General features: G+C 55.8%; 22 protein-coding genes. 15 read left to right on the top strand and 7 right to left on the bottom strand.

The genetic code is table 11. The features are described from left to right. Nucleotides 1-14: 14 nt before the first annotated feature. The 10 genes from ACOTYB_RS12850 to trpS all read left to right on the top strand — a co-directional run bounded on the left by ACOTYB_RS12850 (nt 15) and on the right by trpS (nt 8,422). Entirely contained in the window at nt 15-194 is a 180-nt protein-coding gene (locus tag ACOTYB_RS12850) for a hypothetical protein (protein WP_022651950.1), read from the top strand. Beyond that, nucleotides 184-588, top strand: a complete 405-nt coding sequence (locus ACOTYB_RS12845) for a HofP DNA utilization family protein (protein ID WP_003861627.1) — start codon at nt 184-186, stop codon at nt 586-588. The genes ACOTYB_RS12850 and ACOTYB_RS12845 overlap by 11 nt, the downstream gene beginning before the upstream one ends. Then, complete coding sequence (gene hofQ, locus ACOTYB_RS12840; protein ID WP_220153392.1) at nt 500-1,738, top strand: DNA uptake porin HofQ; 1,239 nt, start codon at nt 500-502, stop codon at nt 1,736-1,738. The genes ACOTYB_RS12845 and hofQ overlap by 89 nt, the downstream gene beginning before the upstream one ends. Before the next feature lie 286 nt (nt 1,739-2,024). Next, nucleotides 2,025-2,546 carry a shikimate kinase AroK gene (gene aroK, locus ACOTYB_RS12835; protein WP_003861630.1) on the top strand — a complete coding sequence of 174 codons (522 nt, stop codon included), beginning with the start codon at nt 2,025-2,027 and terminating at the stop codon, nt 2,544-2,546. 57 nt (nt 2,547-2,603) lie between these two features. Next, entirely contained in the window at nt 2,604-3,692 is a 1,089-nt protein-coding gene (aroB, locus tag ACOTYB_RS12830) for a 3-dehydroquinate synthase (protein WP_003861631.1), read from the top strand. A gap of 92 nt (nt 3,693-3,784) precedes the next feature. Continuing rightward, nucleotides 3,785-5,074, top strand: coding sequence for a cell division protein DamX (gene damX, locus ACOTYB_RS12825; protein WP_048241726.1), 1,290 nt, complete (start codon nt 3,785-3,787; stop codon nt 5,072-5,074). A 67-nt stretch (nt 5,075-5,141) separates the two neighbouring features. Then, nucleotides 5,142-5,954: an adenine-specific DNA-methyltransferase gene (gene dam / locus ACOTYB_RS12820; protein ID WP_003861633.1), complete on the top strand. Its 813-nt coding sequence runs from the start codon at nt 5,142-5,144 to the stop codon at nt 5,952-5,954. 39 nt (nt 5,955-5,993) lie between these two features. After that, a complete protein-coding gene (rpe, locus tag ACOTYB_RS12815) occupies nt 5,994-6,671 on the top strand; it encodes a ribulose-phosphate 3-epimerase (protein ID WP_003861634.1) in 678 nt (225 codons plus the stop codon). Continuing rightward, on the top strand, nt 6,664-7,425 hold the full coding sequence (gene gph / locus ACOTYB_RS12810; protein ID WP_048244973.1) for a phosphoglycolate phosphatase: 762 nt from the start codon (nt 6,664-6,666) through the stop codon (nt 7,423-7,425). The genes rpe and gph overlap by 8 nt, the downstream gene beginning before the upstream one ends. After that, nucleotides 7,418-8,422 (top strand): tryptophan--tRNA ligase, encoded by a 1,005-nt coding sequence (gene trpS / locus ACOTYB_RS12805; RefSeq protein WP_023298773.1) that lies wholly within the window; start codon nt 7,418-7,420, stop codon nt 8,420-8,422. Before gph ends, trpS begins: the two co-directional genes overlap by 8 nt. Before the next feature lie 72 nt (nt 8,423-8,494). Here trpS and ACOTYB_RS12800 read toward each other — a convergent pair whose 3' ends face one another. The 5 genes from ACOTYB_RS12800 to tsgA form a co-directional block, all read right to left on the bottom strand. After that, nucleotides 8,495-8,665 (bottom strand): YhfL family protein, encoded by a 171-nt coding sequence (locus ACOTYB_RS12800; RefSeq protein ID WP_008503029.1) that lies wholly within the window; start codon nt 8,663-8,665, stop codon nt 8,495-8,497. Between the two features lie 144 nt (nt 8,666-8,809). Then, the gene (cysG, locus tag ACOTYB_RS12795; protein WP_040118178.1) at nt 8,810-10,183 is read right to left on the bottom strand and encodes a siroheme synthase CysG; all 1,374 of its coding nucleotides are present in this window, start codon (nt 10,181-10,183) and stop codon (nt 8,810-8,812) included. 134 nt (nt 10,184-10,317) lie between these two features. Beyond that, nucleotides 10,318-10,644 (bottom strand): nitrite reductase small subunit NirD, encoded by a 327-nt coding sequence (gene nirD / locus ACOTYB_RS12790; RefSeq protein ID WP_047055093.1) that lies wholly within the window; start codon nt 10,642-10,644, stop codon nt 10,318-10,320. Further along, a complete protein-coding gene (gene nirB, locus ACOTYB_RS12785; RefSeq protein WP_047055091.1) occupies nt 10,641-13,184 on the bottom strand; it encodes a nitrite reductase large subunit NirB in 2,544 nt (847 codons plus the stop codon). The genes nirD and nirB overlap by 4 nt, the downstream gene beginning before the upstream one ends. A gap of 259 nt (nt 13,185-13,443) precedes the next feature. Beyond that, a complete protein-coding gene (gene tsgA / locus ACOTYB_RS12780) occupies nt 13,444-14,628 on the bottom strand; it encodes an MFS transporter TsgA (protein WP_023314943.1) in 1,185 nt (394 codons plus the stop codon). A 278-nt stretch (nt 14,629-14,906) separates the two neighbouring features. Here tsgA and ppiA point away from each other — a divergent pair, with 278 nt between their 5' ends. From ppiA to argD, 4 genes are all read left to right on the top strand, one after another. After that, entirely contained in the window at nt 14,907-15,479 is a 573-nt protein-coding gene (gene ppiA / locus ACOTYB_RS12775) for a peptidylprolyl isomerase A (RefSeq protein WP_003861649.1), read from the top strand. 105 nt (nt 15,480-15,584) lie between these two features. After that, nucleotides 15,585-16,169 carry a putative adenosine monophosphate-protein transferase Fic gene (locus tag ACOTYB_RS12770; RefSeq protein WP_047055089.1) on the top strand — a complete coding sequence of 195 codons (585 nt, stop codon included), beginning with the start codon at nt 15,585-15,587 and terminating at the stop codon, nt 16,167-16,169. 30 nt (nt 16,170-16,199) lie between these two features. Then, nucleotides 16,200-16,763, top strand: coding sequence for an aminodeoxychorismate synthase component 2 (gene pabA / locus ACOTYB_RS12765; protein ID WP_003861654.1), 564 nt, complete (start codon nt 16,200-16,202; stop codon nt 16,761-16,763). Between the two features lie 87 nt (nt 16,764-16,850). Beyond that, complete coding sequence (argD, locus tag ACOTYB_RS12760; protein ID WP_003861656.1) at nt 16,851-18,071, top strand: bifunctional acetylornithine/succinyldiaminopimelate transaminase; 1,221 nt, start codon at nt 16,851-16,853, stop codon at nt 18,069-18,071. Here the strand turns inward: argD and ACOTYB_RS12755 are convergent. Beyond that, on the bottom strand, nt 18,068-20,155 hold the full coding sequence (locus ACOTYB_RS12755; protein WP_220153891.1) for a YccS/YhfK family putative transporter: 2,088 nt from the start codon (nt 20,153-20,155) through the stop codon (nt 18,068-18,070). The genes argD and ACOTYB_RS12755 overlap by 4 nt on opposite strands. Before the next feature lie 57 nt (nt 20,156-20,212). Then, entirely contained in the window at nt 20,213-20,845 is a 633-nt protein-coding gene (gene crp, locus ACOTYB_RS12750; RefSeq protein WP_000242746.1) for a cAMP-activated global transcriptional regulator CRP, read from the bottom strand. Between the two features lie 310 nt (nt 20,846-21,155). Here crp and ACOTYB_RS12745 point away from each other — a divergent pair, with 310 nt between their 5' ends. Continuing rightward, on the top strand, nt 21,156-21,560 hold the full coding sequence (locus ACOTYB_RS12745) for an OsmC family protein (RefSeq protein WP_023323819.1): 405 nt from the start codon (nt 21,156-21,158) through the stop codon (nt 21,558-21,560). Nucleotides 21,561-21,573: the final 13 nt, after the last annotated feature.

The following is a 21,573-nucleotide window of genomic DNA, read 5'->3' as shown; positions in this document are numbered from 1 at the left end:
AGGACGCAAGGCTGGTGTACTGGAAGCCGCAGCAGAGTGGGGGAGAGCTGGCGCTGGATGCCTCATGGGGCGCGGTTCCGGCGCTCTTTTCCCGGCTGGCGCTTGAGAACGTGCGGGTGAGTGCGTTTTCCATCATCCCACAGGGCAAACAGTTACGCCTCAGCCTGCAACTGGAGATCGGTCATGCGCAGTAAAGCCCGTTTAGTCATCCTGCTTTCTCCGCTTTTCCTGACCGGGATGCGGGATCCCTTCTCTGTGCCGGAAGAGCGTTGCGCAGCCGGGCAGCTCAGCCAGTGGCGGTATCAGGGGATAGTCAGCGGCAGCAGGGATATCGGCCTTATGCAGGACGGGCAGAAACGCTGGCACCGGGTAAAAACGCAGATGCGGTTACCGACAGGCTGGCGGGTGAGCGCGATAGATAGACAACAACTGACCGTTGATGTCGGCGATATGTGCGAGCCGAAGCGATGGACATGGCAACGAGAAGGAACGAAAAAAAGTGAAGATAAGGATAGGGCTGTTACTGGCGGTACTCAGCCAGCCCCTGTGGGCCGCGACGCCAAAACCGGTCACCCTGCTGGTGGATGATGTCCCGGTGGTGCAAATATTACAGGCGCTGGTAGCGCAGGAGGATCGCAATCTGGTGGTGTCGCCGGATGTCAGCGGTTCGCTTTCGCTGAATTTAACGCGGGTGCCCTGGAGGCAGGCGCTTCAGACGGTAGTGAACAGCGCCGGGCTGGTATTGCGGGAAGAGGGCGGCATTTTTTATGTGCATACGGCGGCCTGGCAACGGGAGCAACAGACGCGTAAAGAGCAGGAGCGGGCCCAGCGTCTGCTCGACGCCCCGCTGCACTCTCACAGCATTCCGTTTGCTTATGCGGATGCGGCCGAATTGCAAAAAGCGGCGGAAAAGCTCTTAAGCCCGAAAGGCAGTCTCTCCGTCGACAAGCGCACCAACCGTTTCCTGGTCAGGGATAACCAGACGGTGGTGGATATGCTCCAGCGCTGGGCTGTGCAGATGGATCTGCCCGTCGAGCAGGTGGAACTGGCGGCGCAGATTGTGACCATCAGTGAAAAAAGCCTGCGTGAACTGGGGGTGATATGGAACCTCGCTGACGCAACGGAGGCCAGTAAAGTGGGTCAGGTCACGACGCTGGGTGCGGACCTGTCGGTGGCCAGTGCGACCACCCACGCAGGGTTTAACATCGGGCGCATCAACGGCAGGATGCTGGATCTTGAGTTGTCGGCGCTTGAGCAAAAGCAGCAGGTGGATATCATCGCCAGCCCGCGGCTGCTGGCATCGCACATGCAGCCGGCCAGCATCAAGCAGGGCAGCGAAATTCCGTATCAGGTTTCCAGCGGCGAGAGCGGGGCGACATCCGTTGAATTTAAAGAGGCGGTATTAGGCATGGAGGTCACGCCGGTGGTTCTGCCGGGCGGTCGCGTGCGCCTGAAATTGCATATCAGTGAAAATATGCCTGGCCAGGTGCTACAACAGGCAGACGGCGAAACGCTGGCGATCGATAAGCAGGAGATCGAAACGCAGGTAGAGGTAAAAAGTGGGGAAACGCTCGCGCTGGGCGGGATCTTTTCGCAAAAGAATAAAACCGGACGCGACAGCGTGCCCGTGCTGGGCAACATTCCGTGGCTGGGTCAGCTGTTCCGCCATGACGGAAAAGATAACGAACGGCGCGAGTTAGTGGTGTTTATCACGCCACGTCTGGTCAGTATTCAGTAATGGGTAACGATCCCCGCAATGATTTTGCATTCAGTTTGTTGCAGATGTTTGACGTGGGGCATGAATTAGCATACAAGGAGTACCGATTTGAGTTGGACTTACGTCTTATTTCCTTATGCGCCGGGAACGGTGATTTAATCAGTTGCCAAACAAGCCGGAGTATTGAGATAATTTTTCGTCTGACTCTCGCTCTATTGCAAATGAGGTTTCAGTTCATGTCCTGCTACGCCGGGTGTCTGCGCAGCGGGGATTACCATTAACGAATAGTCTTAGTAGTACCGAAAAAATGGCAGAGAAACGCAATATCTTTCTGGTTGGGCCTATGGGTGCCGGCAAAAGCACTATTGGGCGTCAGTTAGCTCAACAACTCAATATGGAATTTTACGATTCTGATCAAGAGATTGAGAAACGAACCGGAGCGGATGTGGGCTGGGTCTTCGACGTAGAAGGCGAAGAAGGTTTCCGTGACCGAGAAGAAAAAGTGATCAACGAACTCACGGAAAAACAGGGCATTGTGCTGGCAACTGGCGGCGGCTCTGTAAAATCTCGCGAAACCCGCAACCGTCTCTCCGCCCGTGGCGTAGTGGTCTATCTTGAGACGACCATCGAAAAACAGCTGGCACGCACGCAGCGTGATAAAAAGCGCCCGTTGTTGCAGGTTGAAACACCGCCACGTGAAGTTCTGGAAGCTTTGGCCGATGAACGCAATCCTCTGTACGAAGAGATTGCTGATGTGACCATTCGTACTGACGATCAAAGCGCTAAAGTGGTTGCAAACCAGATTATTCATATGCTGGAAAGCAACTGATTCTGGCTTTATATACACTCGCCTGCGGGTAAAAGCATTTAAGGTGGATGTCGCGTCATGGAGAGGATTACAGTTACTCTCGGGGAACGTAGTTACCCTATCACCATCGCGGCTGGTTTGTTTAACGACCCAGCTTCCTTCTTACCACTGAAAGCGGGTGATCAGGCGATGCTGGTCACCAACGAGACGCTGGCTCCGCTTTATCTCGACCGTGTACGTCACCTGCTTGAGCAGGCGGGCGTGAAGGTCGACAGTGTGATTCTGCCCGATGGCGAGCAGTACAAAAGCCTGACGGTACTGGATACCGTCTTTACCGCACTTCTGCAAAAACCGCACGGTCGTGATACAACACTGCTTGCCCTGGGCGGCGGCGTTGTGGGCGATCTGACCGGTTTTGCAGCCGCCAGCTACCAGCGCGGCGTGCGCTTTATTCAAATTCCAACCACGTTGCTCTCACAGGTCGATTCTTCTGTGGGCGGTAAAACGGCGGTTAACCATCCGCTCGGCAAAAATATGATTGGCGCGTTCTACCAGCCTGCCTCGGTGGTGGTGGATCTCGACTGTCTGAAAACCTTGCCAGCGCGCGAACTGGCGTCCGGCCTTGCAGAAGTGATCAAATACGGCATTATTCTTGACGGGGAGTTCTTCACCTGGCTGGAAGAGAATATGGATGCGCTGCTGCGCCTCGACGGGCAGGCAATGGCCTACTGTATTCGCCGTTGTTGTGAGCTGAAAGCAGAAGTCGTTGCCGCAGATGAGCGTGAAACCGGCTTACGTGCTTTACTGAATCTGGGGCATACGTTTGGTCATGCGATCGAAGCCGAAATGGGCTACGGTAACTGGCTTCACGGTGAAGCTGTCGCTGCCGGAATGGTTATGGCGGCGCGTGCCTCTGAACGTCTGGGGCAGTTCAGGCCGGAAGAGACAGCACGTATAATCGCGTTGCTTAAACGTGCTGGCTTGCCGGTAAGTGGTCCGCAGGAAATGTCTGCGCAGGCGTACCTTCCCCACATGATGCGCGATAAAAAAGTATTAGCAGGTGAGATGCGTCTGGTACTCCCGCTTGCAATAGGGAAAAGTGAAGTGCGCGGCGGAGTGCCGCACGAAGTCGTACTTGGCGCTATTGCTGATTGTCAGCAAGCGTAACAACTAGAAAGGTCAGACCGCTGTAACAGGTGGTCGTTTTAGCTTCAGGTTAATGCAGAGTCGTTGGCAGAAGCCTTTGAGTGGGGTGTTAAATGGATGAATTCAAACCAGAAGACGAGCTGAAACCCGATCCCAGCGATCGTCGTACTGGTCGTTCTCGTCAATCTTCAGAACGTGATAACGAGCCGCAGATCAACTTTGACGATGTCGATCTGGATGCAGACGATCGTCGCCCTTCGCGTAGCCGCAACGCGCGCAATGAGCGTGAAGACGAGGAGTTTGAATCCGAAGAAGAGTTAATGGATGAACAGCCTGTTGAACGTCGACCGCGCAAGCGTAAAAAAGCGGTAGCGGCAAAACCGGCCTCCCGCCAGTACATCATGATGGGCCTTGGCGTTCTGGTGCTGGTATTGCTGATTGTCGGCATTGGTTCCGCGCTAAAAGCCCCTTCTACCCATTCTACCGAGCAGACCGCGTCTGCCGAGAAGAGCATCGACCTGTCTGGTAACGATGCGAGCAACCAGGCGAATGGCGCTCAGCCTGCGCCGGGCACCACTTCCGCAGAGCAGACCGCAGGCAACACCAGCGCCGGTCAGGATATCTCTCTGCCGCCTGTCTCTTCTACCCCGACTCAGGGCCAGGCGCCAGCTACGCCTGAAGGCCAGCAGCGTGTTGAGGTTCAGGGCGATCTGAACAACGCGCTGATGCAGCCGCAGAATCAGGAACAGGTTAACGCTGCCGTGGTGAACTCCACGCTGCCAACTGAACCAGCCACCGTTGCGCCAGTTCATGGCAGCAATGCCCAGCAGCAGACGGCGGCAACGGAAACCAAACCGCGCCAGACGCAGACTGCACCACGCCAGGAGCGTAAGCAGGCTGTGATTGAGCCGAAGCGTGAGACGAAACCACAGGCCGTGGCAAAAGCGCCAGAAACGAAAGCGCCAGCGCAGACAAAACCTGCGGTGAGCCAGCCGGTTAAAGCGCCAACGCCAGCAGCAACCGCTGCTCCGAAAGCCACGGCGACCACAGCGGCGCCTGCTGCAACAACACCTGCGGCTCCCGCAGCCAAAACGGGCGCTTCGCCAGGTAAAACGACGGGCAACGTGGGTTCTTTGCAGTCGGCCTCTTCCAGCAACTACACCCTTCAGCTGAGCAGTTCGTCTAACTATGACAACCTCAACGCCTGGGCGAAGAAATCGAATCTGAAAAACTACGTGGTTTATCAGACGACCCGTAACGGTCAACCGTGGTATGTGCTGGTGAGTGGTATTTATGCTTCCAAAGATGAAGCAAAACGTGCCGTTTCCACGCTGCCAGCCGACGTGCAGGCGAAAAACCCGTGGGCGAAGCCGATTCATCAGGTGCAGGCCGATCTGAAGTAATGTTTAAAGCGCAGGATGCTGTCGGAGCTTTCTCCACAGCCGGAGAAGGTGTAATCAGTTAGTCAGCATGAAAAAAAATCGCGCTTTTCTGAAATGGGCAGGGGGGAAATACCCCCTGCTCGACGATATTAAAAAGCACCTGCCGAAAGGCGAGTGTCTTATCGAGCCCTTCGTGGGTGCTGGATCGGTGTTCCTGAATACCGATTTTTCTCGTTATATCCTGGCGGATATCAACAGCGACCTTATTAGCCTCTATAACATCGTCAAACTGCGTACCGATGAGTATGTAGAAGAGGCACGGAAGCTGTTTACGCCAGAGAACAACAACCCGGACGTCTACTATCAGTTCCGCGCTGAGTTTAATCAAAGCCAGGATCCGTTCCGTCGCGCGCTGTTGTTTCTTTATCTCAACCGCCATGGCTACAACGGTCTGTGCCGGTATAATCTGCGTGGCGAGTTTAACGTGCCGTTTGGCCGCTATAAGCGTCCTTATTTCCCGCAGGACGAGCTGTATCACTTTGCTGAAAAAGCGCAGAATGCCGAGTTCTACTGTCTCTCATATGAAGAGTGCATGGAGCTGGCGGGCGTAAACTCGGTGGTCTACTGCGACCCGCCTTACGCGCCGCTGTCTGCCACGGCAAATTTCACCGCCTACCACACCAATAGCTTCAGCCCGGCCGAGCAGGCTCGTCTGGCTGAGATGGCGGAAAAGCTGGTCAGCAAAAGAATTCCGGTGTTAATTTCGAATCACGACACGCCTGATACGCGCGAATGGTACAAAGCCGCGAAGCATTTTCAGGTAAAAGTGCGGCGTAGCATTAGCAGCAACGGCGGCACACGTAAAAAGGTGGACGAACTTCTGGCGCTTTATCGACCCTGAGCCTTTGCCCGCCGGTAAACACATTTCAAGGAGATGCGGATGAAACAGTTTTTGATTGCCCCCTCAATTCTGTCGGCCGATTTTGCCCGCCTGGGTGAAGACACTGCCAAAGCTCTCGCGGCTGGCGCGGATGTCGTCCATTTCGACGTTATGGATAACCACTACGTTCCCAACCTGACCATCGGTCCGATGGTGCTTAAAGCACTGCGTAACTACGGGATCACCGCGCCCATTGACGTGCATCTGATGGTGAAACCGGTTGACCGCATCGTACCCGATTTCGCCGCGGCGGGTGCCAGCATCATCACTTTCCACCCGGAAGCCTCCGAACACGTTGACCGCACGCTACAGCTGATCAAAGAGAACGGCTGTAAGGCGGGGCTGGTCTTTAACCCGGCGACCCCGCTGAGCTATCTCGACTACGTGATGGACAAGCTGGACGTGATCCTGCTGATGTCCGTCAACCCGGGCTTTGGTGGTCAGTCATTTATCCCTCAGACCCTCGACAAACTGCGTGAAGTGCGCCGCCGTATCGATGAGTCTGGCTATGATATTCGTCTGGAAGTGGACGGCGGCGTGAAGGTCAATAACATCGGTGAGATTGCGGCGGCAGGGGCGGATATGTTCGTCGCAGGCTCCGCCATCTTCGATCAACCGGATTACAAAAAAGTCATTGATGAAATGCGCCGTGAACTGGCGAAGGTAAGTCATGGATAAATTGCAGGCTATTCGGGGTGTAGCATTTGACCTCGACGGCACGCTGGTCGACAGCGCGCCAGGATTAACCAGCGCCGTCGATCAGGCGCTGTATGCCCTTGAACTCCCCGTTGCAGGCGAAGAGCGCGTCGTGACGTGGATTGGTAACGGTGCAGACGTGCTGATGGAGCGCGCGCTGACCTGGGCTCGTCAGGAGCGTGCCTCTCAGCGTTCCGCGCAAGGTAAACCGAGTGTTGACCACGCGGATATTCCCGAGGATGAGCAGCAGCGTATTCTGCGCAAACTGTTCGACCGTTTCTACGAAGAGACCGTCGAAGAGGGCAGCTTCCTGTTCCCGGATGTCGCTGAAACGCTGAGCGCGCTACATGCTAAAGGCATCCCGCTGGGGCTGGTGACTAACAAGCCGACACCGTTCGTTGCGCCTCTGCTGGAAGCGCTGGATATCGCGAAATACTTCTCCGTAATTGTGGGCGGCGATGACGTACAGAATAAAAAGCCGCATCCGGAACCGCTATTGCTGGTGGCAGGAAAATTATCCTTAGCACCTGCGGAGCTGCTCTTTGTCGGGGATTCCCGCAATGATATTCTGGCTGCCAGAGCGGCAGGTTGCCCGTCGGTTGGGTTGACCTACGGCTACAACTACGGTGAAGCCATTACGCTGAGTGAGCCGGACGTTGTGTTCGACCACTTCAAAGATTTGTTGCCCGCACTCGGGCTCTCGCACAGTGAACATCAGGAATTGAATAATGACTAAGCCCATCGTTTTTAGTGGCGCACAGCCTTCAGGTGAACTGACCATTGGTAACTACATGGGTGCGTTACGTCAGTGGGTGAGCATGCAGGATGACTACCACTGCATTTACTGCATCGTGGATTTGCATGCTATCACCGCGCGTCAGGATCCCGAGAAGCTGCGCAAGGCGACGCTCGATACGCTGGCGCTGTACCTGGCGTGCGGTATCGATCCAGAGAAGAGCACCATTTTCGTTCAGTCTCACGTACCAGAGCACGCGCAGCTGGGCTGGGCGCTGAACTGCTACACCTATTTCGGCGAGCTGAGCCGCATGACCCAGTTCAAGGATAAGTCTGCGCGCTACTCTGAGAACATCAACGCCGGTCTGTTTGACTATCCGGTGCTGATGGCGGCCGACATTCTGCTGTACCAGACCAACCAGGTGCCGGTGGGTGAAGACCAGAAGCAGCACCTGGAGCTGAGCCGCGATATTGCCCAGCGCTTCAATGCGCTTTACGGCGACGTGTTCAAAGTGCCTGAGCCGTTTATTCCGAAATCCGGCGCGCGCGTGATGTCCCTGCTGGAGCCGACCAAAAAGATGTCCAAGTCTGACGATAACCGCAACAACGTTATCGGCCTGCTGGAAGATCCGAAATCGGTGGTGAAAAAGCTCAAGCGTGCGGTGACCGACTCCGATGAGCCGCCAGTGGTGCGCTACGACGTGCAGAACAAAGCAGGCGTATCCAACCTGCTGGACATTCTCTCCGGTGTGACCGGACAGAGCATCCCTGAGCTGGAAAAACACTTTGAAGGCAAGATGTACGGCCACCTGAAAGGCGAAGTGGCAGACGCCGTTTCCGGCATGCTGACCGAGTTGCAGGAGCGCTATCACCGTTACCGTAACGACGAAGCTTTCCTGCAAAAAGTGATGAAAGAGGGCGCAGAAAAAGCCAGCGCGCGCGCGTCGGAAACCCTGAAAGCGGTGTACGAGGCGATTGGGTTTGTGGCGAAACCTTAAGCCGCCACCCGACAAATACGGACTCAATAAAAAAACCGGGAAATTCCCGGTTTTTTTACGCCTGAAAAACGCTTACTGCTGTGCCGCCGGGCCGCAACCGCCAATGATCTTCGAAATGGAGATCGCCGGATGCAGCAGGTAATCATAGCTGCAATTATTTTTAGTATTTTGAACGTGACCGGTGCAGGCCGTCAGAGTTGATAACAGGCCGACCAGAACGGCAGCTTTAGCCAGTTTGAACATACGCATTCCTTGTCTAAAAATCTAAAATTGGATGTAACACGAGGGAATAAATGGAAAAGTTCCATTATGCGGGCGGTATGTTATCGACTGAGGTAAGAAGGGAGTAGTCCGCTTCAAGACTACTCCCGGGAGAGAGATTGTGCGTTAGTGGCTGGAGAACCAGTTCAGTTTTTCACGCAGTGCTACCACGCGGCCCACCACGATCAGCGCCGGGCTTTCAACCTGCTGCGCCAGCTCACCCAGCTGCGTCAGCACGCCATCGACCACGCGCTGCGTAATGGCGGTGCCGTTTTCCACCAGTGCGACCGGCATATCTGCTTCCATGCCGTGCTCCAGCAGTTTCGCCTGAATCGTGGCTGCCTGATTTAGCCCCATGTAGAAGACCAGCGTCTGCTTTTCAGCGGCCAGATTATGCCAGTCCAGCTCGCTGCCGGTTTTCAGGTGGCCCGTCACCAGGCGCACGCTCTGGGCATAGTCGCGATGGGTTAACGGAATGCCGGAATAGGCAGAACAGCCGGATGCCGCCGTAATACCCGGCACCACGGAGAATGGAATGCCCGCGTTGCAGAGAGTTTCCAGCTCCTCGCCGCCGCGACCAAAGATAAAGGGATCGCCCCCTTTCAGACGCACCACACGCTTACCTTTCTGCGCTTCCCGCAGCAGGATCTGGTTGATCTCCTCCTGCGGTACGCAGTGATAACCTGCCCGTTTGCCGACGAACACGCGGTCAGCATCGCGGCGCACCAGATTCATGATGTCATCAGAGACCAGACGGTCATACACCACGATGTCCGCCTGCTGGATCTGCTGGAGACCCTTCAGCGTCAGCAGGCCCGCATCGCCGGGACCTGCGCCCACCAGTACCACTTCACCGCGATGGTCCAGCGGCTCGCTCAGGAGCTGTTCGGTCGTCTCTTCAACGGCTTTGGTGTCCTGATTGGCAAGGGACTGCGCCAGCCTGTCGTTGACAAAGAACTTCTCCCAGAAGCGACGGCGTTCGCCCACGGTTGCGAAGGTTTGCTTCACGCGGGAGCGCAGCTCTCCGGCGTATTGGGCAATCTGACCAAGATGCTGCGGCAGCACGGCTTCCAGTTTTTCCCGTAGCAGACGGGCAAGAACGGGCGAGCGCCCGCCGGACGACACCGCAATCATCAGCGGTGAACGGTCAATAATCGACGGCATGATAAAGCTCGCCTCTTTCGGCGCATCCACAACGTTACAGAAGATGCGGCGCGCTTCGCAGGCGTCGCTGACGCGCTGGTTAACGTCATCGTTATCCGTTGCGGCGATGGTCAGCCAGCAGGTATCCAGCAGGGATTCATCAAATTCGCCCTGCACCTGGGTGAGCATCCCTTCCTGCGCCCAGACGTCAAACTGTGGGGCGAAGGTGAGGGCGTTAACGGTCAGTCGGGCGCCCGCCTCTAACAGCAGGCGCGCCTTGCGTTCAGCCACATCGCCGCCACCCACGAGCAGGCAGTCGCGGTTGCGTAATTGACAAAAAATCGGCAGGTGATCCACGACGTTACCTCACAGCATTCATGGCGGGGGAAGAATTGACGTCAGGATAACAGCAGGAATCGTACAGAACATACGGTTTTTCCTGCCGTTACCCATAAGGGGTCATAAGCCTTTCCTATTGAAAAGGCGAGGGGTTACCTTTTCAGCTGCACCTCGCCGTCCTTCACGCGGACGTCGTAGTGTTTGACCGAGAAGCTTTCATCTTCCATGCAGCGCCCGTCGGTTAAGCGGAAACGCTGCTTTTTCAGCGGGCTGGCAACCCACAGTTCGCCCTGGTGCTCCGCAATCAGACCGCGGGAGAGCACGCTGGCCTCGAAGAACGGGTCGATATTGCTGATGGCATAGACCTGTTCATCGTGGCGAGGACGGAAAATCGCCACCTGCTCGTTGCCCAGCAGGGCACAGACGCCGGTTGCTGGCAGAATGTCGTTAATATTGCAGATGTTAACCCACTGGCTCATGCGTTTTCCTCCACCAGCATCACCGGAATACGTTCATACGGGGTCGCTGGACGATGCTGTTCGCGCTCCGGCACCACCTGCACGTTCGGGTCGCGCTGGGTGCTGTTGATAAAGTGTTTGAAGCGCGTCTGCGCCGCTGGCGTGTTCACGGTTTCGGTCCACTCGCAGATCACCGCCTCGCGCAGGCGAGTCATCTCGGATTCCAGCTGTTCATTCAGACCCAGCTTGTCGTCGATAATGACCGATTTCAGGTAGTCGATGCCGCCTTCGAGATTATCCAGCCAGGACGCGGTACGGGTCAGCTTATCGGCGGTACGAATGTAGAACATCATGAAGCGGTCGAGGTATTTGATCAGCGTATCGCGATCGAGATCGGCGGCCAGCAGATCCGCGTGGCGAGGTTTCATCCCGCCGTTACCGCACACGTACAAGTTCCAGCCTTTCTCGGTGGCAATAATACCCACGTCTTTACCCTGCGCTTCTGCACATTCACGGGTACACCCTGAGACGCCGAACTTCATTTTGTGCGGGGTACGGATGCCTTTGTAGCGGTTTTCCAGCTCAACGCCGAATCCCACGCTGTCGCCGACGCCGTAGCGACACCAGGTGCTGCCCACGCAGGTTTTCGCCATGCGCAGCGCTTTGGCGTACGCGTGGCCGGTTTCGAAGCCCGCTTCAATCAGCTGACGCCAGATTTCCGGCAGGTCATCTTTCTGCGCGCCGAACAGGCCGATACGCTGGGAACCGGTGATTTTGGTGTACAGGTTAAACTCACGGGCGATACGACCCACGGCGACCAGCCCTTCCGGGGTGATTTCCCCTCCGGCAGAACGCGGGATCACCGAGTAAGTCCCGTCTTTCTGAATATTGGCCAGGAAGTTATCGTTGGTGTCCTGAAGCGGAGTGTGTTCTGGTTTGAGCACATATTCGTTCCAGCAGGACGCAAGCAGCGAACCAACAGTAGGCTTACATACTTCACAGCCATAGCCCTGGCCGTGTTTCTCCAGCAGTTCGTCAAAGGACTTAATGCCTTCCACGCGGATCAGGTGGTACAGCTCCTGGCGAGAGTAAGCGAAGTGCTCGCACAGGTTGTTGTTCACTTCAATGCCCTGTTTTGCCAGCTCGGCGTTCAGCACCTGGGTGACCAGCGGGATACAGCCGCCGCAGCCGGTCCCGGCTTTGGTTTCCGCCTTCAGCGCCGCAACGGTGTGGCAGCCTTTGTTAATGGCGGAGATCAGCATGCCTTTGGTGACGTCGAAGCAGGAACAGATTTGCGCGCTGTCCGGCAGTTTATCCACACCGATGGACGGCTTGCCGCTGGAGGCGTGCGCCGGGAGGATCAGCGCGTCCGGGTTTTCCGGCAGCTCAATGGCGTTCAGCACCAGCTGGAGCAGGTTGCCGAAGTCGCTGGTGTCGCCCACCAGCACCGCCCCGAGCAGGGTTTTGTTGTCCTGGCTGACGATAAGACGTTTGTAGACTTCTTTGCTTTCGTCCAGATAAACATAGCTGCGGGAGTTCGGGGTGCGACCATGCGCATCGCCAATACCGCCCACGTCCACGCCCAGCAGCTTCAGCTTGGCGCTCATGTCTGCGCCGGTGAAGGCGTTTTCGCTGCCCAGGATATGATCCACGGCGACCTGCGCCATTTTGTACCCAGGCGCGACCAGGCCGAATACGCGGTTGTTCCAGCTGGCGCATTCGCCGATGGCGTAAATATCCGGGTCGGAGGTCTGGCAGGTGTCGTTAATCATGATCCCACCGCGCTGCGCAACGGCCAGACCGCACTGCGTTGCCAGCTTGTCGCGCGGGCGAATGCCGGTGGAGAAGACGATGAAATCCACTTCCAGCTCGCTGCCGTCGGCAAAGCGCATGGTTTTACGCGCTTCAGTGCCTTCCTGCACGATCTCTTTGGTGTTCTTGCTGGTGTGAACCTTCACGCCCATGCTTTCGATTTTACGGCGCAGCTGATCGCCACCCATGTGGTCGAGCTGTTCGGCCATCAGCATCGGGGCAAATTCGATAACGTGGGTTTCAACGCCGAGGTTTTTCAGCGCGCCTGCCGCTTCCAGACCCAGCAGACCACCGCCGACAACCGCGCCGCGTTTGCTTCGACGTGCGCAGGATTCAATGGCGTTGAGGTCTTCAATGGTACGGTAAACGAAGCAATCCTGGGTTTCCGACCCTTTAATAGGCGGGATCCACGGATACGAGCCCGTCGCCATGATCAGCTTATCGTAAAAAACCGTACGTCCGGCGCTGGAGTGGATTACTTTCTCCTGACGGTTGATGGTGATAGCGCGTTCGCCCACCAGCACTTTTACGCCATGCTTCTCGTAGAACCCTTCACGCACCAGAGAGAGCTCTTCGGCGGTATGGTGAGAGAAGTAAGAAGACAAGTGCACACGGTCGTACGCCTTGCGGGGTTCTTCACAGAACACGGTAATATCGAACTGCTCAGCATCGCCTTTATCGAGAAGATCCTCAATAAAGCGGTGGCCGACCATGCCGTTACCGATGATAGCGAGTCTGACTTTGCTCATTTTTGCCTCGATTTCTTTTCTATTACTGCCTACCTTAACGATTCAGCAGGGGCACTTATTGATGCAAATCAAATACGCCTTCACCTACCCCTTAGGGGGTATATCTATGATTTGTCAGGATATTTATAAGTGACGGATATTGTTTGATTTTTGTGCTTGTTCGTTTTTCGCACAAAATTAATGGGGTTTTTACCCATCGGCGGGCAGGGCGGGTGAGCAGGGGGAAACCCCTTTGCAGCTCGCAAAGGGGTTATGGCGATTAGTGGGTAGCTGTTGACGGGTTGTGTTGACGGTGACGGGTCACAAAGCCCAGCACGAAGCACATGATAAACACCACGGCGTATAGACCGTTAGCGGTATGCAGCGCCGCCAGCGGGCCGCTGTGCGCAACAATCGGGCCCGTGACCACGAAGGTCAGCATGGTGCCGATGGTGCCGCAGGTCAGCACGAAGTTCACCAGCTTTGGCGAGGCCACTTTGGTCTGAAGAGAGCCAAGGGTGATGATCGAGGTATAAATCGCGCTGGAGAAGAAGCCCAGGGTCAGGATGAACCACGGCATATGCTCCGGGGAACCGTTGATGAACAGATACATCAGCACGGTCGCCAGACCCGCCAGAACGGTCAGGATCCGTTGCAGGTCGAAGAAGCGCAGGATAAAGCTAAACGCCCACATGCCGAACATGTAAGACATCCAGAAATCGCTCACCAGTTTACCCGCGTCGTTCAGGCTCATGCCCAGACCTTTCGCATACTCAGGAACCCAGGAGATAAAGCCCAGCTGGCCGAGGATGTAACACAGCGCGGCGATGGAGAGGAACAGTACGCCGATACCCCATTTTTCTTTCGCAACCGGCTCGGATGTAGTCTGCGCTTTTTTGCCCAGCACCGGGAACTCGCAGCCGAAGGTGAGAATGAAGATCGCGACATAGACCAGACCAATGCAGGCATATACCCAGTACCACTCAATGCTGCGCGCCAGAAGATACGCGGCGACCATCGGGAAAATCATCCCGGCCATGCTGAAGAAGGAGTCGGTGAACAGCAGACGCGCGCCGCGCTGGCGGCCTTCATACATGTGCGTAATCAGAAACGTACCGATCGACATGGTGATCCCGCTCACCAGGCCCAGTACGAACATGGCGGCAGAGAAGAGGGCGATGCTGTGGCTCAACATCAGGCCCGCCACGGCGGCAACCATCAGCACGAAGCCAAAACGCAGCTGCGTTTTCAGCGGTACGATTTCCATCAGCCAGGCATTAAGGAAAATAGAGATCAGGATCCCCGCGTTCAGGAAGGTGAAGGTGTTACTCATGCTGGAAACGGGCAGCTGGAAGTAGTCTGCGATATTTCCCATCACCATCCCGGTGACGATCACCAACGCGCCGGTCAGGGCGTAAGAGAAGAAGCTAATCCATGTGAGCTTGATGCGATTGCTGTTAGTCATGTCTGGCCTGTTAAAAGTAAAGAAAAACGCAATGACTGCGTTTGAGCGGGCAGATTTTAGTCGCGAAAGTGATCTAATTAAATCTTTTCAGAAAATTTTGAGCACAATTGCAGGTTTTAACGTGATGCAGATCACATTACGTTGCAGGGTGAACAATCGTTTGCGCGGTAATAATTGTTTCAATTTGGTAAAATTAGGTAAAAGACTGGTCTGGGTTCATACTGCTCTTTAGAATCAAGCCATTCGCTTTTTATACTGCGCTTTGTTAAGGAATTCTCATGCTCAAATCAACACTGGCGGCTGTTGCAGCTGTGTTTGCTCTTTCTGCCGTTTCCCCTGCTGCGCTGGCAGCCAAAGGAGACCCTCACGTCCTGCTGACTACCTCTGCGGGGAATATTGAGCTGGAGCTGGATAGCCAGAAAGCCCCTGTTTCGGTGAAAAACTTCCTCGACTACGTGAACAGTGGTTTTTATAACAACACCACGTTCCACCGCGTGATCCCGGGCTTTATGATTCAGGGTGGCGGTTTTAACGAGCAGATGCAGCAGAAACAGCCCAACCCGCCCATCAAAAATGAAGCTGACAACGGCCTGTTGAACAAGCGCGGCACCATCTCCATGGCGCGTACGGCGGACAAAGACAGCGCCACCAGCCAGTTCTTCCTCAACGTGGCTGATAACGCCTTCCTGGACCACGGTCAGCGCGACTTTGGCTACGCGGTGTTTGGCAAAGTGGTGAAAGGCATGGACGTGGCGGATAAGATCTCTCAGGTTCAGACTCACGATGTCGGTCCATACCAGAATGTGCCGACTAAGCCTGTCGTCATTCTCTCCGCGAAAGTGCTGCCGTAATCGTTCGTCCACACGGGCATATCCTGCCCGTGTCTTTCCGCCCTCCCTGCGAAAGCGCGTTTTGCTGCTTATACTTGTGGCAAACGGACTATTCAGGGAGGCGTAGTGAAAAAACTCACCGACAAGCAAAAATCCCGTCTCTGGGAGCAACAACGTAGTGTCAATTTTCAGGCCAGCTGCCTCCTTGAAAAAGGTAAGGGGCCCGCTGAACCCGATATCGAGACGCTGGAACTGGGGCCTTCCGCACCGGGTTTACCCCATCTGTGTCTTATTCACCGCCATTTATTCCGCAACGAAATGAAAGGCGCGGGCGAGCTGCGCACCGCCGATATTTCCAAGGGCGACATTCCTTTTTGCCATTTCGAGTACATCGAGAAAGTGGGTAATGAGCTGATGGCTTCGCTGGAAAGTGATAAATATCTGGCAGGCCTTCAGAAAGAAGAGTTTACAGACAGAATCAGTCATTACTACTGTGAAATCAACATGCTACATCCGTTTATGAGCGGTAATGGCGTGGCCCAGCGGATCTTCTTTGAACAACTGGCTATTCATGCGGGCTACGTGCTGAACTGGCAGGGGATCGACCCGGACGACTGGGCTGCCGCCAACCAGAGCGGGGCGATGGGGGATTTGACCGCCCTGAACGTCATCTTCGCCAAAGTTGTGAGCGAAGCGCGGGAATCTGCGTAAAATAGGGCGGCCATTTTTTCAGGAGCCGTCATGATTCTGCTGATTGATAACTATGATTCCTTTACCTGGAACCTCTACCAGTATTTTTGCGAGCTGGGGGCAGAGGTGGTTGTCCGCCGTAACGATGAGATCGCGCTGGATGACATTGACGCGCTGGCACCTCAGAAAATCGTGATTTCGCCCGGGCCGTGTACCCCGTCGGAGTCCGGCATCTCGCTGGCGGTAATCCAACACTATGCGGGCAAACTGCCGATTCTGGGCGTCTGCCTGGGTCACCAGGCCATTGCGCAGGTCTTTGGCGCCACCATTGTCCGTGCCGCGAAAGTCATGCATGGCAAAACCTCACCGATCACACACACCGGTACCGGCGCATTCCTGGGGCTAAACAATCCGTTAACCGTGACGCGCTACCATTCTCTGATTATTGATCCGCCGACCCTGCCGGCCTGCTTTGAGGTTACCGCCTGGAGCGAGACGCAGGAGATCATGGGCATTCGCCACCGCGAGTACGATCTGGAAGGTGTGCAGTTCCACCCGGAAAGCATTCTCAGCGAACAGGGGCACGCGCTGCTGGCCAATTTCCTTAATCGCTGAATATCGGTTGCCTTGCTGTGATTTTTTATGCATATTTTGTGATTATATTTTCACAATAACTGTGACATAAAAATGGATGGTCATGACATGGCAACTGAACAACCAGCAATTACCCGCGCGACATTCGATGAAGTGATCCTGCCGATTTATGCACCGGCTGAGTTTATCCCGGTGAAAGGGAGAGGCAGCCGCGTCTGGGATCAGCAGGGCAACGAGTATGTTGATTTCGCAGGCGGTATTGCGGTGACGGCACTGGGCCATTGCCATCCTGCGCTGGTGGACGCGCTGAAAACGCAGGGCGAAACGCTGTGGCACACCAGCAACGTGTTCACCAACGAACCGGCGCTGCGTCTGGGGCGTAAGATCATCGATGCCACCTTCGCCGAACGCGTGCTGTTTATGAACTCCGGCACCGAAGCCAACGAAACTGCCTTTAAGCTGGCGCGCTACTACGCAACCACGCGTCATAGTCCGTACAAAACCAAAATCATCGCCTTCCATAACGCCTTCCACGGTCGCTCGTTCTTTACCGTTTCCGTGGGCGGCCAGCCGAAGTATTCCGACGGCTTTGGTCCGAAACCTGCGGATATCATCCACGTGCCGTTTAACGATCTGCACGCCGTTAAAGCGGTGATGGACGATCACACCTGTGCCGTGGTGGTCGAGCCCATTCAGGGGGAAGGCGGCGTCACGGCGGCCACCCCGGAATTTCTGCAAGGGCTGCGCGAACTGTGTGACGAGCACCAGGCGCTGCTGGTGTTTGATGAAGTGCAGTGTGGGATGGGGCGTACCGGGGATCTGTTCGCTTATATGCACTACGGCGTAACGCCGGATATTCTGACCAGCGCGAAAGCGCTCGGCGGCGGTTTCCCGGTCAGTGCGGTACTCACTACCCAGGATATCGCTTCCGCATTTCATGTGGGCTCACACGGCTCCACCTACGGCGGTAATCCGCTGGCGTGTGCCGTGGCGGGTGCGGCGTTCGATATCATTAATACGCCGGACGTCCTGAATGGCGTGAATGCGAAACGCGATCTGTTTGTGAAACATCTTCAGCAGATTGACGAACAGTTTGATGTCTTCAGCGAAATCCGCGGAATGGGGCTGCTGATTGGCGCCGAGTTGAAGCCTCAGTATAAAGGCCGCGCGCGCGATTTCCTGCACGCCGCCGCGCACGAAGGCGTCATGGTGCTCAATGCCGGGCCGGACGTGATGCGCTTTGCGCCATCGCTTGTGGTGGAAGACAAAGACATCGAAGACGGATTAACCCGTTTTGCCGCGGCGGTCGCGAAGATCGTCAGCGGCTAATACGCGGTTCGTTTTAACCGGCGCGTTAACCAAATCCCGTGATGCGGGCGCTGACGCCATGCCACCGACGAAATGGTGTGCATGGTGTTCAGGTGGCCGAGAACGCGCTGTAAATGCTGCTCAAGGGTGCTCATCGGCCCGTGGGTCAGCGTCTCCGGCGCTTCCAGAATGTTCGAATCACCTGACTCGCCCGGTGCATCATACTCCAGGCGCTGCTGACAGCGCTGCAACGCAATTTCACACGACTGCAAATAGCGCTGCGCCAGATCCGGCGTCAGCATCGTGTGCTCCCGCGCCAGCGTCGTCATGGCATTGATGTGCTCGACGATAAACTGGCTGTGCGTGACCCACAGCTTCATGTCAGCCAGATAGTGCGCGTTAAAGCCCGGCTCCTGCATGGCCTGGTTAAGGGAGTTGAACAGGGCGTTATGCGCCTGGTTGACCTTCATGCGCTCGTAGGCCAGCGGAGAGGGCTGTGGGTCATCGCTCAGGATCAGACGAATGGCCTGCTGGTCAGCTTCCAGCGCGTCGTGGGCGTTCTGCCTCAACAGCCCGCTCTGCCACTGCGGCCACAGCCAGACCATGCCGCCAAAGGCGATCAGGCAGCCAATCAGCGTATCGACCAGACGGGCAATAATAAACTGTTCCCCGTTAAGCGTGAGCAGTTGAAGGGTATACACCGCCGTCACCGTAAAGCCCACCATCGCCCAGCCGTAGTTTTTGCGGATAATCAGATAGCTCACCAGCGTGATTGCCAGCATACCGGCCAGGGTATAGCCCTCCGGCACGTGGAAGTGCAGCGTTATGCCCGCGATAATCAGCCCCGCCATCGTGCCGCCCGCCCGATGCAGAATACGGACCCGCGTGGCGCCATAGCCGTTCTGGGTAACAAACAGTACGGTCATTAAGATCCAGTAGGGTTTCGGCAGGTGCAGGGCCATTCCCATCAGGCTGGCGATGCTCAGCATCACACTGATCCGTGCGGCATTGCGCAGGGCAGAAGATTTCAGTGAAAGATAGCTTTTGAGCGCGGGCAGCAGCGGCAGCCGTTTTTGCTTATCGGCCATCAGGTCGCGGGCATAAAGCGGGCGCTGGGTGCGTAACACCCGGGCGATGCGGCTGAAATGCCAGGCAGCAAATTGCCCGACCGGGTTATCCGCGTGCTGACGCGCAATCTTTTCCAGCGCGCCGAGCTGTTTGTCCATGTTAAAGCGCGTCGGGTAGCGGTGATAGAGGATATCGTCAGCCAGCACCCGCAGGCGGGCCGCGACGGTCTGCGCGTTCCAGCGGATCACCGCTTCTGCATGGCTGCGCTCCACCAGCTTTTGCACCTCTTCCGGATTATGAAGGCTGACGGAGATATGCTCCTGCAAATCCAGCCCGACCTGGAAGATTCGCAGCAGCCGCTTGTATTCATGATTTTTGTTGGCGGCAAGCATGTGCAACTGCTGATAGCTCTGGCTGATCAGATCCACCACTTTTTGCTGGCGCGCCAGTAGCGGCGGCAGGGATTTTTCCGGGTCGGTATGTTGAGTGAGCAGGGTGTATTTTGCTTCGCAGTATTCAGCAAGCTGCACGTAGAGCAGGCTCAGGGATTCGCGCAGCGGCTGTTCCCGCCACAGCCAGAACCAGAACCAGTTAAACAGCCCGTACCACAGCGTGCCGAGGGCGTAGATCAGCAATGGCTCCCACACCGGCATATTACCTGCAAGGCTTAAGGTGAAGATGGCGGCAATCAGCGACGCGGGAAGCAGGCGGGCGTGCAGCGAGCTGATTTCGGCGGTGACGCCGAGCGTCATCGCCAGCACGGTCAGGATCAGCGGCAGAGGAATGTCGCGGGCCAGTAAGAGTTGTACGGCAAGGCTACAGCCGGCAAACAGGCAGCCGCCAATAATCAGACGTTTAAAAAAGCGTTTATGCGGCGTATCCAGACCGGCAATGTTGCAGCAGGCGGGCACGAGGGAAAACAGCAGGCCTTGCTGAAGATGTCCGAGGATCAGGCCCACGGCCACGGGAAGACACAACACCAGCGTTTGTCGCAGTGCGTAGTTAACTTCCGGGTGATAGATCAGCCTGCGCCACATGAGGAGTAGAGACAAAAACGGCGTGCCACCCTGCGGCGGCACGCCGTTTGACCGGAATTAACGGGTCCCGTAAACCACGATGGTTTTACCGTGGGCGGAGATCAGGTTCTGATCTTCCAGCATCTTCAGGATACGGCCCACTGTTTCACGGGAGCAGCCGACGATCTGACCGATTTCCTGGCGGGTAATTTTAATTTGCATACCGTCAGGGTGAGTCATGGCGTCTGGCTGTTTCGCCAGGTTCAGCAGCGTCTGCGCGATACGACCGGTTACGTCCAGGAAGGCGAGGTTACCTACCTTCTCAGAGGTCACTTGCAGACGGCGTGCCATCTGGGAAGAGAGACGCATCAGGATGTCAGGGTTGACCTGAATCAGCTGACGGAATTTCTTATAAGAAATTTCAGCCACTTCACATGCTGTTTTTGCACGAACCCAGGCGCTACGTTCCTGGCCTTCTTCAAACAGGCCCAGTTCACCGATAAAATCGCCCTGGTTCAGATAAGAAAGGATCATCTCTTTCCCTTCTTCATCTTTGATCAGCACGGCCACCGAGCCTTTAACGATGTAATACAACGTTTCCGCTTTTTCACCCTGGTGAATCAGCGTGCTCTTTGATGGGTACTTATGAATGTGGCAATGAGACAAGAACCATTCGAGAGCCGGGTCTGTTTGCGGTTTGCCAAGCACCATGCGCTGTTATCCTCTGTTATAAGCTGTCACCAGAGTCATAAGATGCATCCGGACTCTGGGGTTGCAATCGAATTCTTACCCATACCTGGGAAGTCGGCTGTCGTAACGTTTCGCAGCCAGTAAAGTTTGATGTCCTCTGCATACATGTGTAACGTCAATGTATTACTGTAGCATCCAGAGTGTTTTAGCATAGCTTTCGCCGCGTGTCTCCTGGTGTCTCGCTTCAGCATGACGCAGGTCGCCTTCCGTTGCGAGAAATGTAACGTACACGTAATCTGTCATAAAAAATGCAACGTTGGAGTGAGTGAATATGCAAGCGCGTGTGAAATGGGTTGAAGGGTTAACGTTCCTGGGCGAGTCTGCTTCCGGGCACCAGGTTTTGATGGATGGCAACTCCGGCGATAAAGCGCCAAGCCCGATGGAGATGGTGCTGATGGCGGCGGGCGGATGCAGCGCGATCGACGTGGTGTCGATCCTGCAAAAAGGCCGTCATGACGTGACCGATTGTGAAGTGAAGCTGACGTCAGAACGTCGCGAAGAGGCGCCACGCCTGTTCACGCATATTAATCTGCACTTTATCGTCACTGGCAAAGAACTGAAGGATGCGGCGGTCTCGCGTGCGGTTGACCTGTCTGCGGAGAAATACTGCTCTGTGGCGTTAATGCTGGAGAAAGCGGTAAAAATCACCCATTCGTATGAAGTGATAGAGGCTTAATTATTGGGGCATC

Origin of the sequence: Enterobacter cloacae complex sp. IR5450 (assembly GCF_049238665.1) — a bacterium.
GTDB lineage: Bacteria > Pseudomonadota > Gammaproteobacteria > Enterobacterales > Enterobacteriaceae > Enterobacter > Enterobacter hormaechei_C.
The sequence above is the reverse complement of the archived record's forward strand: the minus strand, read 5'-3'. Positions and strand labels throughout refer to the sequence as shown.